We start from the raw sequence: 12,344 nt of genomic DNA, 5'->3' as shown, positions 1-12,344 counted from the left end.
ACCGTAACCGACTCTAGTATGCTTCTTTTCGTCACATTTTACTTAGAATGTCTGAAATTTCAGGTCTGTTCGTTTTTTATGTACGTTTTGACTTCCGGAGCTTCATAGGAAGCGAACTCTTCCAGCAGTTTGGCCGGGTCTTCGTTCACCAGAACCATCGAGCGGTATTTGTCCTGCATAAACTGCTCCTGATTCATCCGGTCGAAGAGAGCGACGAGGGGATCGTAATACCGATTGAGATTAACCAGCCCGAACGGCTTGCGGTGAAGCCCGAGTTGTCCCCACGTATAAATTTCCACAAACTCCTCCAGCGTGCCCGGGCCTCCCGGAAGTGCCATAAATCCGTCCGCAAGGTCCGCCATCTTCGCTTTGCGCTCATGCATGGATTCGACAACGATCAGTTCCGTCAGCCCGTGATGGGAAATTTCCCGGTTTTCCAGCATTTTCGGGATAACTCCGATGACTTCGCCGCCGGCTTCCAGAACCGCATCGGCCACGGCCCCCATCAACCCGACACTGGCGCCTCCGTACACAAGGGCCAGCCCCCGCTCCGCGAGCTCGCGCCCAAGCCTCACGGCTCCTTCCCTGTAGACCTCCGATGCCCCGTTGCTCGATCCGCAGAAAACCGCTATGCGTTTCATTGTCTGATCTCCTCCATCCTTTTTGTACAAAATCTTCCTTTATTATAGTGGAAAGCGAAGCTCAGGAAAACCGGGCAGCACGTCCGTGCAAGGCTTCTCTCTTCCTTTTGCGTTCATATTCTCGCGCATTCCGGGTCTTAGCGAATTTTTGCTGTCCTATTTCACTCCTATTATCAAGCACCGGGCGGAAGTTTATAATGGGTAGAGAAGGAGGTGCGGTTAACGGATGAACGAAGACACTATTTTCAAATCCGTCTATGAGACGATTTTAAGCAGAGATACCCGCCATGACGGGCAGTATTATGTGGGCATTACGTCTACGGGCATATTTTGCAGGCCCTCCTGCCGGTCGCGGACTCCGAGGCCCGAAAACGTAAAGGTTTACGAAAGTATCGAAGGAGCTCTGGCAGCCGGGTTTCGTCCCTGTAAAAGGTGCAAGCCCGAGAACCCGAGTCCCCACGGACCCGACGCGGAACTGGCGGAAACCGTACTAGATGTGATCCGCACCCGCTACGGCGAAAATTTGACGCTGCATGGGCTTGCTTCCGAGCTGAACATGAGCCCTTATCATCTGCAGCGCACGTTCAAACGGACGACCGGAATCAGTCCCTCGCGCCAGCTGCTTCTTACCCGCATGGAGGAGGCGGAGCGGCGGCTGTCCGGGAGCGAACAAGCCATTGGCGAAATCGCGGCATCGGTAGGCTTCCGCAGCGCTTCCCATTTCTCCGCCGTCTTTCATAAAACCGCCGGCTGTACGCCGAATGAATACAGGGAACGGAATGCCCGGAATTCCTGAGTGAGAACCGCTGCCAAAGTGAAGTATAGACAATTCAATTTAAATCAGCTTAAGTTAATTTATTTCAAATAAATTCGGTTCGGTTCGGCTCAATTCAATTCCATTCAATTCCGTTCAATTCAATTCAGTTCAATTCCGTTCAAACCAAAACAAACCGAGACAAACAGGAGGCAAACAAAATGAACACTCTTTCGGCGACAACCGAAATTTATTGGGCGGCCCTGGTGCATCCCCTTTTCCGGAACCGGCCTTTATATATAGCCGCCACAGACCGGGGATTGTGCCGCATTACGTGGCCGACCGAGAGTCTGGACACCTTGAAAAGCTGGGCCGCCAGGCAGATTCCCGGCGCCGTGCTGATTGAAGACGAAGAACAGATGGCCCCATATCTCCTTCAACTGAAAGAATATCTCGAAGGGACCCGGCAGCAATTCGACGTTCCGCTCGATATGCGGGGAACGGCTTTTCAGATTTCGGTCTGGAAAGCTCTTGCCGAAATCCCATTCGGGGAAACGCGCAGCTACTCCGACATTGCGGCAAGCGTAGGCAGTCCCGCAGCCGTAAGAGCGGTCGGTACGGCCAACGGAGCCAATCCCGTTCCCATCATCGTCCCCTGCCACCGCGTTATCGGCAAGAATGCGGCGCTTACCGGTTTCAGAGGAGGCCTTCAGGTTAAAGAAGAGTTGCTCAGACTGGAGGGATTCCATGACTACACGGCAAAAGGACACGCCCGTTTTCAGTTTTGACGAACATACGGGAATCGCGCAAATCGAAACGCCGGCGGCGTTCAGCTACGCGGAAACGCTCCTGTACCTGACGCGTTCCCCTCTGGAATGCCTTCACAGCGTGGAGAACGGCCGCATCTATAAGCTGCTCGAAGCGGGGAAAGAACTGCTTCCGACCGAAATCAGCGAACCGTGTCCCGGCAGGCTCCAGCTCCGGTTTGTCCAAGGCCCGCCCGCCAGTCCGGACGCCGTCCGGGAAGCCGTGGCCTACACCGCGGAATGGCTGGACCTTGCCCGGGATATGACGCCCTTCTACGCGATGGCTCAGTCCGATCCTTTGCTCGGGCCGCTTGCCTCCAGGTATTTCGGGCTCCGCATCATCGGCGTGCCGCATCTGTTCGAGGCCCTGTGCTGGGCAATCGCCGGGCAGCAGATTAATTTGACGTTCGCTTATACGCTCAAGCGCAGGCTTGTGGAGAATTACGGCAGGAAGCTGGTCGTGGATGACCGCTCGTACTGGCTGTTCCCGAAACCGGGCGACCTGGCCGGCGTGACCGTTGAGGAGCTGAGGCAGCTCCAGTTCACCGGCAAGAAGGCCGAGTATATCCTTCATGTGGCGGGTCTGATGGACAGCGGCACCCTGTCCAAAGAAGCACTCCTCGCCTCCGGTTCCTATGAGGACGCCGAGCACACCCTGCTCGCCATACGCGGCATCGGCCCGTGGACCGCGCATTACGTGCTGATGCGCTGCCTGAGGAACCCGGCCGCCTTCCCTATCGGGGACGCCGGGCTTCATAATGCGCTGAAGCTGCTGCTGCACCGCACGCAAAAGCCGGCTCTCGAAGAGATCCGGCGCCTTTTCGCTCCCTGGCGGGGATGGGAGGCTTATGCGGTATTTTATCTATGGAGAAGCCTCATGCCGGAAGGTTCTCTTTCTATTGAAACACCAGATCCTCCAGGCGCAAAAACGTAACGTGACCCGGAAAAGTATCCAAAGTCGAGCAAACGGACAATTTGTAAGGACCGTCAATCTCATACTGCCTGAAAACATGGGTCGGCTGCGGCTCCAGCCCGAACATTCCCTTCCCTCTCCTGCGGATGGAAAAAGAGTCCAGCGGGATCGACAAGCCCTTGCCGACCGCTTTGATGTAGCTTTCTTTGAGCGTCCACAGATCGAAGAAATAATCCAGCCGCTCCTCTGGAGGAAGGCTGAAGAGATCTTGCTTCTCCGCGGCGGAAAAGAATCGTTCGGCAATATCCAGATCCACCTGGTGGATCTGTTCCACGTCGATGCCGACTTCCGCTTCCGCAACGGCCGCCGCGACCCAGCAGCCCGAATGCGTCACGTTGTAATGGACGCCGGTACGGGGTGCGGTCAAGTGCGGCTTGCCGTAGTCATTCGTCCCGAAGCGCAGCTCCGGGTTAACTGCCGCCAATCTCCGGCACAGGCACCATCTCGCGAGAGCGTCCGCGGCAACCGCCCTTATACGGTCCTCTTGGCGGTAAAACTTCTGGGCCTTGGCCCGCTTCTCCTCGGACAGATGGACCATCAGCCGGTCCGCATGCTGCACCGTTTCTTTGTCGTCCAAACGCAGGTTTATCGCATAAATATCCATTTTATATCCCCAATAATCGAAGTTGTCGGTTTAACCGTGGCAGACAGGGCGTGTATTGCAAAATCACCCGTCCTTTTCTTCCTTATTGTACCAAAAGGAGGAGCTGTTGTGGGGCATTCCCCTACGTTCTGCATCTCTTTTATGCGGGACGGATAAAATGCTCCCCGTGACTTCTCTTGGCGCGTAGCGGGGAGCCGCATGACCGCGATCGGCGGATGCGGTCGGATGCGATCGGCAGCGCCCTATGCCCTGCGGCCCGGTTCCGCGCCCGGAAAGCTTCTTCGCATACAAGAAAAGCCTGGCGATACCAAGTATCGTCAGGCTTTTTTGGGGAGTCCTTTTAGCGACGCAGCGCTTCTCGTCCGGGAAATCGGCTTTGCAAGCGTGAAGCCTCTATGCTCCTTGGCCGCCTCGTGTCACAGGATGCCAAGCCCCATGCCAGGAGCTGGACGCAGTGCGGAATCTCCTCTTTCGCGATGCAGGGGCTCCCCCGTTTAATGAACGAAAACGGAAGAGGCCACAAAGTTTAGGACAAAGAGCGCCGCAATCGCGTAAAGCAGAGGCGAACATTTCCTCCACTGGCCGATAGCCACCTTCGTAAGCGGATATGCGATAAAGCCGAAAGCGAGACCGTCGGCGATGCTGGACGTCAGCGGGATGCACACCACGATAAGAAACGCGGGCAAATATTCCGAAAAATCGTTGAACGGAATGTCCTTCACGCTCATCATCATCAGCGCTCCGATAATAATGAGCACCGGCGCGACGGCATTGCCGGGAATGAGTCCGATAACGGGCAGCGCCAAGGCGGAGAGCAGGAACAAGACCGCCGTTACGAGCGGTGGGATACCTGTCCGGCCGCCTTCCGAAATACCGGAGGTGCTCTCGGCTGAAGCGATGGTCGGGCTGGTCCCGAAGAAGCCGGATACAATCGTGGACACCGCCACGACCCGGTAAGCTTTCGGGAACTTTTCCTTGTCCGGCAGCATGCCGCTGAGCAGCCCCATGTTCTCGAACAGGACGATCATCGTCATGGAAAACACCGCGATCCAGAACGGTATCTGCATCACGCTGAAATCGGCGGCTCCCAGTACCTGGCCGTAGGCTTGAAGATCGACCGCTTTGCCCGCGGCATCTCCCCTGCCCGCAAGTACGAGCGTCAGGACGCTGGTAAAACCGATTCCGATCAGCAGGCTTCCTTTTATATTGCGGACGAACAGCATGAAGGTGACCGCAAGCCCGATAAGCGTCGCAAGCGTAACCGGACTCGTAAAATTTCCGAGCGCCACGTAGTTAACGGAATCGGGCTGGACGATCTGGCCTTTCTGCAGGCCGATAAACGTAAGCATAAGGCCGATTCCGGCGGTAATCCCGTGCTTCAGCGAAGCGGGTACCGCCGACAAAATTTTGCTGCCGAAGGAAGACACGCTCGCAAGCAGGAAAATAACACCCGACACGACGACAACGCCAAGCGCCTGCTGCCAGGAAAGTCCGAGCGACTGGACGATCGTGTAGGTAAAGAACGCGTTAAGCCCCATGCCGGGGATGACGATGATGGGCGCATTCGCCCACAGGGCCATCATCAGACTGCCGATAACGGTCGCCGCGATGGTCGCAAGTACCCCGGCGCTCAGCGGCATTCCCGTATCCTGCAGGATGAGGGGATTGACGAGCATAATATACGCACTCGTAAAGAACGAGGTAAGGCCCGCCATCAGCTCTCTTTTCCACGTCGTCCCGTGAGCCTCCAATTGAAAATACCGGTTAAGACCCCGAATCATTCTTATTCCTCCACTCTGCCCCGGACCCGCCCATTATACCGAGCTTGACTAAACCCGGATATAACCGTAAATTGTACCTGCTCTATGAAAATAACGCCTGCCCGCTGCGCGTACGCGCAGCCGGCTTATCGCTAGTGATCTTCTGTCGTGGAAAAACGCCGTCCGCCGTGGTCGCTTAACGCACCAGGCATGCTGACCGCGCAGCGGCGTGGCAGACGACTGTCATGCGATGCCGGGCAACGCGCCGGGAGGCTTTGCGCGGTACGGAAAGCCGCGCATATCGGCGGTCAATCATACGGCCTCCGAACGCTGCGGCCGTTTTTTTCGGCCATTTGGGTTCACATGTTTGTTTCATTATTGCTTCATTAATAACTGGACTTCGTCTTCGTCACTTACACGCCTTCCGCGCAGCGGATTATTGCAGCTCAGCCTGCAGACGATTGGCCTCCGCCACGATCTTTTCCTCGTCGATCGTCAGGCAGCTTCCGTCACGGACAACCGCTGCTCCGCCGACATACACATCGCAGACGTCACGTCCGCTTGCGGCATAGAGCAGATGCGAAAACGCCTGCTTCAGCGGCTGTAGGTGCGGCTTATCCGACGGATCGATGGTGATGAAATCCGCCTTCTTCCCCGCCTCCAGCGAACCCGTATGCCCCATGCCGATAGCCTCGGCACCGACGCGCGTCGCCAGAGCCAGCACCGTTTTCGCGGGAAGCTTGCTCGCGTCTTTGTAGATCCCCTTCTGCAGCAAGGCCGCCGTCCTCATCTCCTCGAACATGTCGAGATTGTTGTTGGAGGCGGTGCTGTCCGTGGCGATGCCGACCTTGACTCCCGCTTCGAGAAGCGCGGCAACATCCGCCACTCCCGATCCCAGCTTCAAGTTGCTGATGGGATTATGGGCGACCCGCACATCGTATTGATGAAGAATCGCCCGTTCTTCCTCGTTAAGAACGACCCCGTGAGCCATCACCGTAGGCTGATCAAACACGCCTAGCCGGCGGAGGTGCTCCACGGGACGCACGCCATAGCGGCTCTCGATATCGCGGATCTCCAGATCCGTCTCCGAGACGTGGATGTGAACCATCAGGCCGTTCTCGGCCGCGATCCGTGCGCTTTCCTCCAGCGCTTCGGGCGTACACGCGTACGGGCTGTGAGGCGCCGCCATCGTCGTCAGGCGTCCGCCCGCGAACGTGCGGTAATTTCTCGCAAACCGCTCCGCGCTTGCGATATTATCCCGCTGCTGTCGCTCGGTGCCTAGGCTGAAAATCGTATGCGAGAAGGCGCCGCGGATTCCCGTATCGGCAATTTCCTGCATGATGCCGTCCAGGTCGATGCCGTTCGGATTGAACATATCCGAGAACGTCGTCGTGCCCGACTTCAGCATCTCCAGAATGCCGAGCCGGGTGCTGACAGACGCGATCTCCGGCGTAAACTTGGCCTCCATCGGCCAGATCTTCGTCTCCAGCCACGGCTTCAGCAGCATATCGTCACCGATTCCCCGGAGGATGGTCATCACGATATGAGAGTGGACATTGACGAGGCCCGGCATGACCCATTTGCCGCCCAGATCGACGACCCGGTCCGCCGCGGCCAGCCGCTCTGCGGAATGGACGCCGATATAATCGATCGCGTCTCTGCCGACGACCATCATTCCGCTTTTGTACTGCCGGCTGTTTTCATCCATCGTAAAAAAGTGACCGTTCACATAAGCTGTATTCAAAACCATCTCTCCAGACTTATCTAAGTTGTAGAAAAAGGTAAAGCATCAAAGCCGTTATGTCAGGGGTAGTATCTGTGAAACCCGAATACATTACACCTATTATAGGCAGGGTGTGAACATATGTAAATATTAATTTGAAATTTATTTTACATTTGTCCATTCTGATTTATTCCATCCTGCTTGCTGCACGTTCCACTCCCTTTTCCGGGCGCAAAAAAGAACCCTGGATCATAAAATCCAGGATTCCTTAAGGGTACCGGGCAGGCGGCCGGACTGGCGCTACAAGTCGCTGCGGCCGATAATGCCTTTGATCAGCGCCACGAAGTTAGCGCGCACCATCTCGGTCGTCTCCATGACTTCCGCATGGGAAAGCGGCTGCTCCAGGATGCCCGCGGCCATGTTGGAAATGCAGGAGATGCCCAGCACTTCAAGCCCCGCGTAGCTCGCGGCGATCGCCTCCGGCACGGTGGACATGCCTACCGCGTCTCCGCCGAGCGCCCGCACCATGCGGATTTCGGCAGGCGTTTCGTAGGAAGGGCCCGTGAGGCCCGCGTATACGCCTTCCTTCAAGCTCATGTTCAGGAAGCCGGCTGTTTCGCGCGCCGTTTCGCGCAGCCTTTTCGAATAAGCCTCCGACATATCCGGAAAACGCGGACCGAGCTCCGCGTCGTTGGGTCCGATCAGCGGATTGGACGCCATCAGGTTGATGTGATCGGAAATCAGCATGAGATCCCCCGGCTCCAGGCTTACGTCTACTCCGCCCGCGGCATTGGTCAGAAGAAGCGTCTTTACGCCGAGCCGCTTCATGACGAATACGGGAAAAACGACCTTATTCATGGCGTATCCCTCGTAATAGTGGAAGCGGCCCTGCATGGCGACAACCGGCTTGCCCTGGAGCATTCCGCAGACGAGTTGTCCGGCATGCCCTTCCACCGTCGATACCGGGAACCCGGGAATCTCGTGATAAGGAATCACGACCGGATTTTCGATCTCATCGGCAAGAACGCCGAGACCCGAACCGAGAATAAGGCCGACCTGCGGCGTGAATGTCAGCTTGTCCTTAATAAAGGCAGCCGCCTGCGATACGTGGTTAGTCTGTGAAGTCTGTGTCATCTCGTGAAGTCCCCCTGGTCTGGTTCGGTACAAGACAGCCCGGCTGGGGCGCGCCGCCTATCCTGCTGGCCCGCCGTCAGGCTGTTGCCGTCTGCCCGCCGTCATGTTTGGCGATGAGCGCTTTGGCCGTCATCTGGTCGGTGATAAGCGTATTCGCATATCCGCCGCGAAGAGCGCCGTAAATGGCGTTTACCTTTCTCATTCCGCCGGCTACGAGAATCGCCTGTTCTTTCTCCTTTAAATCCTCCAGCTCGATGCCGATGGTGCGGTCGTTCAGGCTCGTATGGCAGATCTGCCCTTTATCGTCGAAATAACGGGAGCAAATGTCACCCACGGCTCTGCTCTGAATGATCTCCAAATCTTCCTCCGTCATGTAATTGGACTGGATCAGCACGGATTCGGCGTCCGGCAGCCCCACCGTAAAGATCGCGATGTTGGCCAGCTTTCCGAGATCCAGAACGCGGCGGATATGCCGGTCGGACTGAATCGCCTGCTTGACCAGACTGTGATCGACGATAGCCGGCAGATAGAGGAAGTACGGCGTGACATGAAACGCCCGGCTGAACAGATAGATGATTTCGGACGGAGAGATCGTAATGTCCGCATGGCTCACGCCCCCGTTCAGCTGCACGACGCGCGAATCCGTCAGCCCCTTCTGCTGGAGGTTTGCCGCCACCTGGTACATCGTGGTTCCCCACGAAGCCCCGATAATATCTTTGTCTTTGACCGTCGTCATCAAGTACTGCGCGGCCGCCTCGCCGATAAATTTCTTGACGATTTCATCGTCGTAAGTCGGCACGAAAGCGACGACCGCTTTTTTCAAGTGGAACTTCTCCCGCAGGGTAACCGCAAGAGCTTCGCAATCTTCCGAAGGGTCCGCGATGTGGATTTTCACAATTCCTTCCGTCTTGGCCTGCTGCAGCAGACGCGACACGGTCGGACGGGATAAGCCGAGCATTTGCGCGATCTGGTTCTGATTATAGTCGAGCTGGTAGTATAATTTGGCTACCTCGATGATCTTTCTGAGCTTTTCATCTTCCATTGGAGCTTTTCCCTGCCTCGCATTATGAAATTATGTTCAATATAAATCTAACATCATTTCACTCCCTGAGTATAAAACATCCTTTTATGAAAATCAATCCAATCCAGGCCGGAAATGAATGAAAATGAGCGTAAATTAAACAAGCACTTCTTATCATTATACCATTTTTGAGAGCGTTTACGGCGGCATCCGTGCACAAATTGACAAACTATGTTCGCTATACCTCTATTGTTGCCCCGAAAGACCCATGATACAATGAGTCTACTTTTGTTAAGGGGGAATTCTTTTGTTCAAAGGCAAATTTGTTTCGGCTATATCTGTAAGCGCAATCATTTCTTCTATTCTTGCATCGTCCATTTACGCCCAGACGGCACCGCAGATCACTCATACCGACTGGATGCAAAAGAAAGCGATCATCGAAGGCTACGAAGGCGGCGGCCTGGCACTGGACCGCAGCGTTTCGACGGCGGAGCTTGCGACTATTCTCGCCCGCTCCAAAGGAGCTTCCCTGACGGTGGACGCTTCGATTTCCCACTGGGCCTCGGCTTCCCTGTCCTGGGCCAAAAAGCAGGGACTCCTGAGCGAAGCGGAAGTAAATAAGCCGGACGCCGTACTAAGCGCCGCAGCCGTTACCGAAATCGCCAAAAAAGCCGGCTATGACATCAAACTGACGGCAGATGCCGACTCCGTATCGCGGAAAGATTTTCTCCAGGCGCTCGGCCAGGCCATTACCCTACATATTACGATCGGACATACCAATGATGTTCACGGACATATCGAAGAAAACAAATCGCTCAAAGAGTTCGGTTATGCCAAAATCGCAACACTCGTGAAAGAAATGCGGGCGGAAAACCCTAATTTCATGCTGATGGATGCGGGCGACACCTTCCAGGGAACCGTCTTCGCCAATCTGTTCAAGGGCGAGTCCATCGTGCCGCTTCTGAACTACCTTAATTACGACGCGCAGGCGGCGGGCAACCATGAATTCGATTTCGGCTACGAGCAGCTGCTCAAGCTCAAAGGCATGGTCGATCACCCGATCATTTCTTCCAATGTGTTCAAAAAAGAAGACGGCACGGAGCTGCTCCAGCCCGTGCATTATACCGAAATCGGCGGCAAAAAATTCGCCATTCTCGGCTTTACGACCGCGGATACACCGATCGTGACACATCCGGATAACGTGAAAGCGCTGGAGTTCAAGGACCCGATTGAAGTAGCGAAGCAGCTTGTTCCCGAGCTGAAAAAGAAAGTCGATCACGTCATCGTCGTCTGCCATAACGGCATCGAGGTCGACCGCGAGATGGCGAAGACCGTTCCCGGCATCGACCTCATCATCGGCGGCCACTCTCACACCCAACTGACGAAGCCGGAGCTCGTAAACGGCACCTACATCGTGCAGGACTGGGAATATGGCAAGTCGATGGGCCGCGCGGACTTGTATTATTACAACAAGGAGCTTGTCGGTTTTACCGGCGGCCTGATCGAGTACGACGAGAAAGTGCAGCCCGATGCCGAAATGGCCAAGCTGGTCAAAGATATCGTCGGCCGTGTTGACGGGCAGCTCGATGTGAAAATCGCCAAAACCGACGTTCAGCTCGACGGGGAACGCACCCTCGTACGCGCGAAAGAAACCAATCTCGGCAACCTCATCGCCGATGCCATGCTGGCCAAAACGAAGACGATCGGCGGACAAGAAGCCGATATTGCGCTTATTAACGGCGGCGGTATCCGGACCCAGGTGAACGCCGGAGACATCTCGAAGAAAAATCTGTACGACGTGCTCCCGTTCCCGAACACCCTTGTCGTCCTGGAGCTTAAAGGCAGCGAACTGCAAGCGGCACTCGAAAACGGAGTAAGCAAAGTGGAGAGCGGCGAAGGACGCTTCCCGCAAATCGGCGGCATGACGTTCACCTACAACCGCAGCAAGCCTGCCGGCGAGAGAGTGGTTGAATTGAAGGTGAAAGGCGAGCCGGTTGACCCGGATAAAACCTACAAGCTGGCTACGAATGACTTTATCGCGGCCGGCGGTGACGGCTATGCCATGATGAAGGACAAGAAAGTGTTCAACTCGGGCTTCACGCTTTACGACGTCGTGGAAGAAGCCCTGATTAAGCAGGGAACCGTTAATCCGAAGGTCGAAGGGCGTATCGTGGAAGTAAAATAAGAGCGGCACGCTACCCGCACCGGTCAACTGCACGCTATAAAAGCAAAAGGCCCGCAGAATATCCCGTCTGCGGGCCTTTCTTTTTTCACCGGTCAGAGCCCTTTCGTATCCCTCAGTTCGATGATCGTTCCTTCGGGTGCTGTCAGCTTGCACAGCTTGCCGTTCTCTACGGTATAAATTTCCCGGCCGTTCTTAAGCCTGAACTCTGCTCCGAAACTCTTCAAACGGCGGACCTCTTCTTCAAGATCTTCGACCCATATACAAAAATGAACGATTCCCCGCAAACTCGTATTCACCGGTTGAAGCTCTTCACCGGCCTTGCCGGTTTGCAGTTCGATATAGAACTCGCCTAGGCGCAGCCAGGAATTATAAGCCCGTGTATGAAAATCGGGCGTTTCCTGCACCACCTCAAAGCCGAGCGCATCCCGGTAAAATGCCAGTGACTGTTCATAACAGTTCGTCTGAATGCAGATATGGTGGATAACTTTTGCGGACATGACGCGATTCTCCTTTGCCGTCTGCTGTTGAATGTGTGTATGTGTAGAGGTTGTGCACAAACCCGATAGTAATCCATCTTTCGGATCGCCGCAATGTTTTATCCCGGTAAGAGGAACAAGCCGCCGTCTGTATGCTGTGGACGGCGGCTTGTTTTTTGTTGTAAGGTCTTGGTTGTACGGTTTGGTTGTACGGTTTAGGCTCTACAGTTTAGGTTCTATGGTTTAGGTTCTATAGTTTAGGTTCTA

11 protein-coding genes are annotated in these 12,344 nt (G+C 55.3%); 4 read left to right on the top strand and 7 right to left on the bottom strand.

Translation table 11 applies throughout. The features are described 5' to 3' along the window. Positions 1–59: 59 nt before the first annotated feature. Positions 60–641 carry a TIGR00730 family Rossman fold protein gene (locus C4S74_RS15940; protein ID WP_103996292.1) on the bottom strand — a complete coding sequence of 194 codons (582 nt, stop codon included), beginning with the start codon at positions 639–641 and terminating at the stop codon, positions 60–62. Positions 642–867: 226 nt separating this feature from the next. Here C4S74_RS15940 and C4S74_RS15935 point away from each other — a divergent pair, with 226 nt between their 5' ends. The 3 genes from C4S74_RS15935 to C4S74_RS15925 all read left to right on the top strand — a co-directional run bounded on the left by C4S74_RS15935 (position 868) and on the right by C4S74_RS15925 (position 3,135). Further along, positions 868–1,437 (top strand): bifunctional transcriptional activator/DNA repair enzyme AdaA, encoded by a 570-nt coding sequence (locus C4S74_RS15935; protein WP_103996291.1) that lies wholly within the window; start codon positions 868–870, stop codon positions 1,435–1,437. 179 nt (positions 1,438–1,616) lie between these two features. After that, positions 1,617–2,183, top strand: coding sequence for a methylated-DNA--[protein]-cysteine S-methyltransferase (locus C4S74_RS15930; RefSeq protein WP_103996290.1), 567 nt, complete (start codon positions 1,617–1,619; stop codon positions 2,181–2,183). Next, positions 2,143–3,135, top strand: coding sequence for a DNA-3-methyladenine glycosylase (locus C4S74_RS15925; protein ID WP_103996289.1), 993 nt, complete (start codon positions 2,143–2,145; stop codon positions 3,133–3,135). The genes C4S74_RS15930 and C4S74_RS15925 overlap by 41 nt, the downstream gene beginning before the upstream one ends. On the opposite strand, the gene C4S74_RS15920 is transcribed toward C4S74_RS15925, so the two are convergent. From C4S74_RS15920 to C4S74_RS15900, 5 genes are all read right to left on the bottom strand, one after another. Further along, positions 3,098–3,778: a 4'-phosphopantetheinyl transferase superfamily protein gene (locus C4S74_RS15920; RefSeq protein WP_103996288.1), complete on the bottom strand. Its 681-nt coding sequence runs from the start codon at positions 3,776–3,778 to the stop codon at positions 3,098–3,100. The two genes, C4S74_RS15925 and C4S74_RS15920, sit on opposite strands and share 38 nt — an antisense overlap. Before the next feature lie 494 nt (positions 3,779–4,272). Continuing rightward, positions 4,273–5,559: an NCS2 family permease gene (locus C4S74_RS15915; RefSeq protein ID WP_103996287.1), complete on the bottom strand. Its 1,287-nt coding sequence runs from the start codon at positions 5,557–5,559 to the stop codon at positions 4,273–4,275. Positions 5,560–5,974: 415 nt separating this feature from the next. Beyond that, positions 5,975–7,288: an amidohydrolase family protein gene (locus C4S74_RS15910; RefSeq protein ID WP_181024443.1), complete on the bottom strand. Its 1,314-nt coding sequence runs from the start codon at positions 7,286–7,288 to the stop codon at positions 5,975–5,977. Between the two features lie 273 nt (positions 7,289–7,561). Then, a complete protein-coding gene (locus C4S74_RS15905) occupies positions 7,562–8,395 on the bottom strand; it encodes a purine-nucleoside phosphorylase (protein ID WP_103996285.1) in 834 nt (277 codons plus the stop codon). A 76-nt stretch (positions 8,396–8,471) separates the two neighbouring features. Further along, the gene (locus C4S74_RS15900) at positions 8,472–9,437 is read right to left on the bottom strand and encodes a sugar-binding transcriptional regulator (protein WP_009671421.1); all 966 of its coding nucleotides are present in this window, start codon (positions 9,435–9,437) and stop codon (positions 8,472–8,474) included. 286 nt (positions 9,438–9,723) lie between these two features. Between C4S74_RS15900 and C4S74_RS15895 the strand changes: the two genes are divergently transcribed. Then, positions 9,724–11,601, top strand: a complete 1,878-nt coding sequence (locus C4S74_RS15895; protein ID WP_103996284.1) for a bifunctional UDP-sugar hydrolase/5'-nucleotidase — start codon at positions 9,724–9,726, stop codon at positions 11,599–11,601. A gap of 92 nt (positions 11,602–11,693) precedes the next feature. Here C4S74_RS15895 and C4S74_RS15890 read toward each other — a convergent pair whose 3' ends face one another. Further along, positions 11,694–12,098 carry a VOC family protein gene (locus C4S74_RS15890; RefSeq protein ID WP_103996283.1) on the bottom strand — a complete coding sequence of 135 codons (405 nt, stop codon included), beginning with the start codon at positions 12,096–12,098 and terminating at the stop codon, positions 11,694–11,696. Positions 12,099–12,344 lie beyond the last annotated feature (246 nt).

The organism is Paenibacillus sp. UNC499MF, assembly GCF_900107975.1.
GTDB lineage: Bacteria > Bacillota > Bacilli > Paenibacillales > NBRC-103111 > Paenibacillus_F.
The sequence above is the reverse complement of the archived record's forward strand: the minus strand, read 5'-3'. Positions and strand labels throughout refer to the sequence as shown.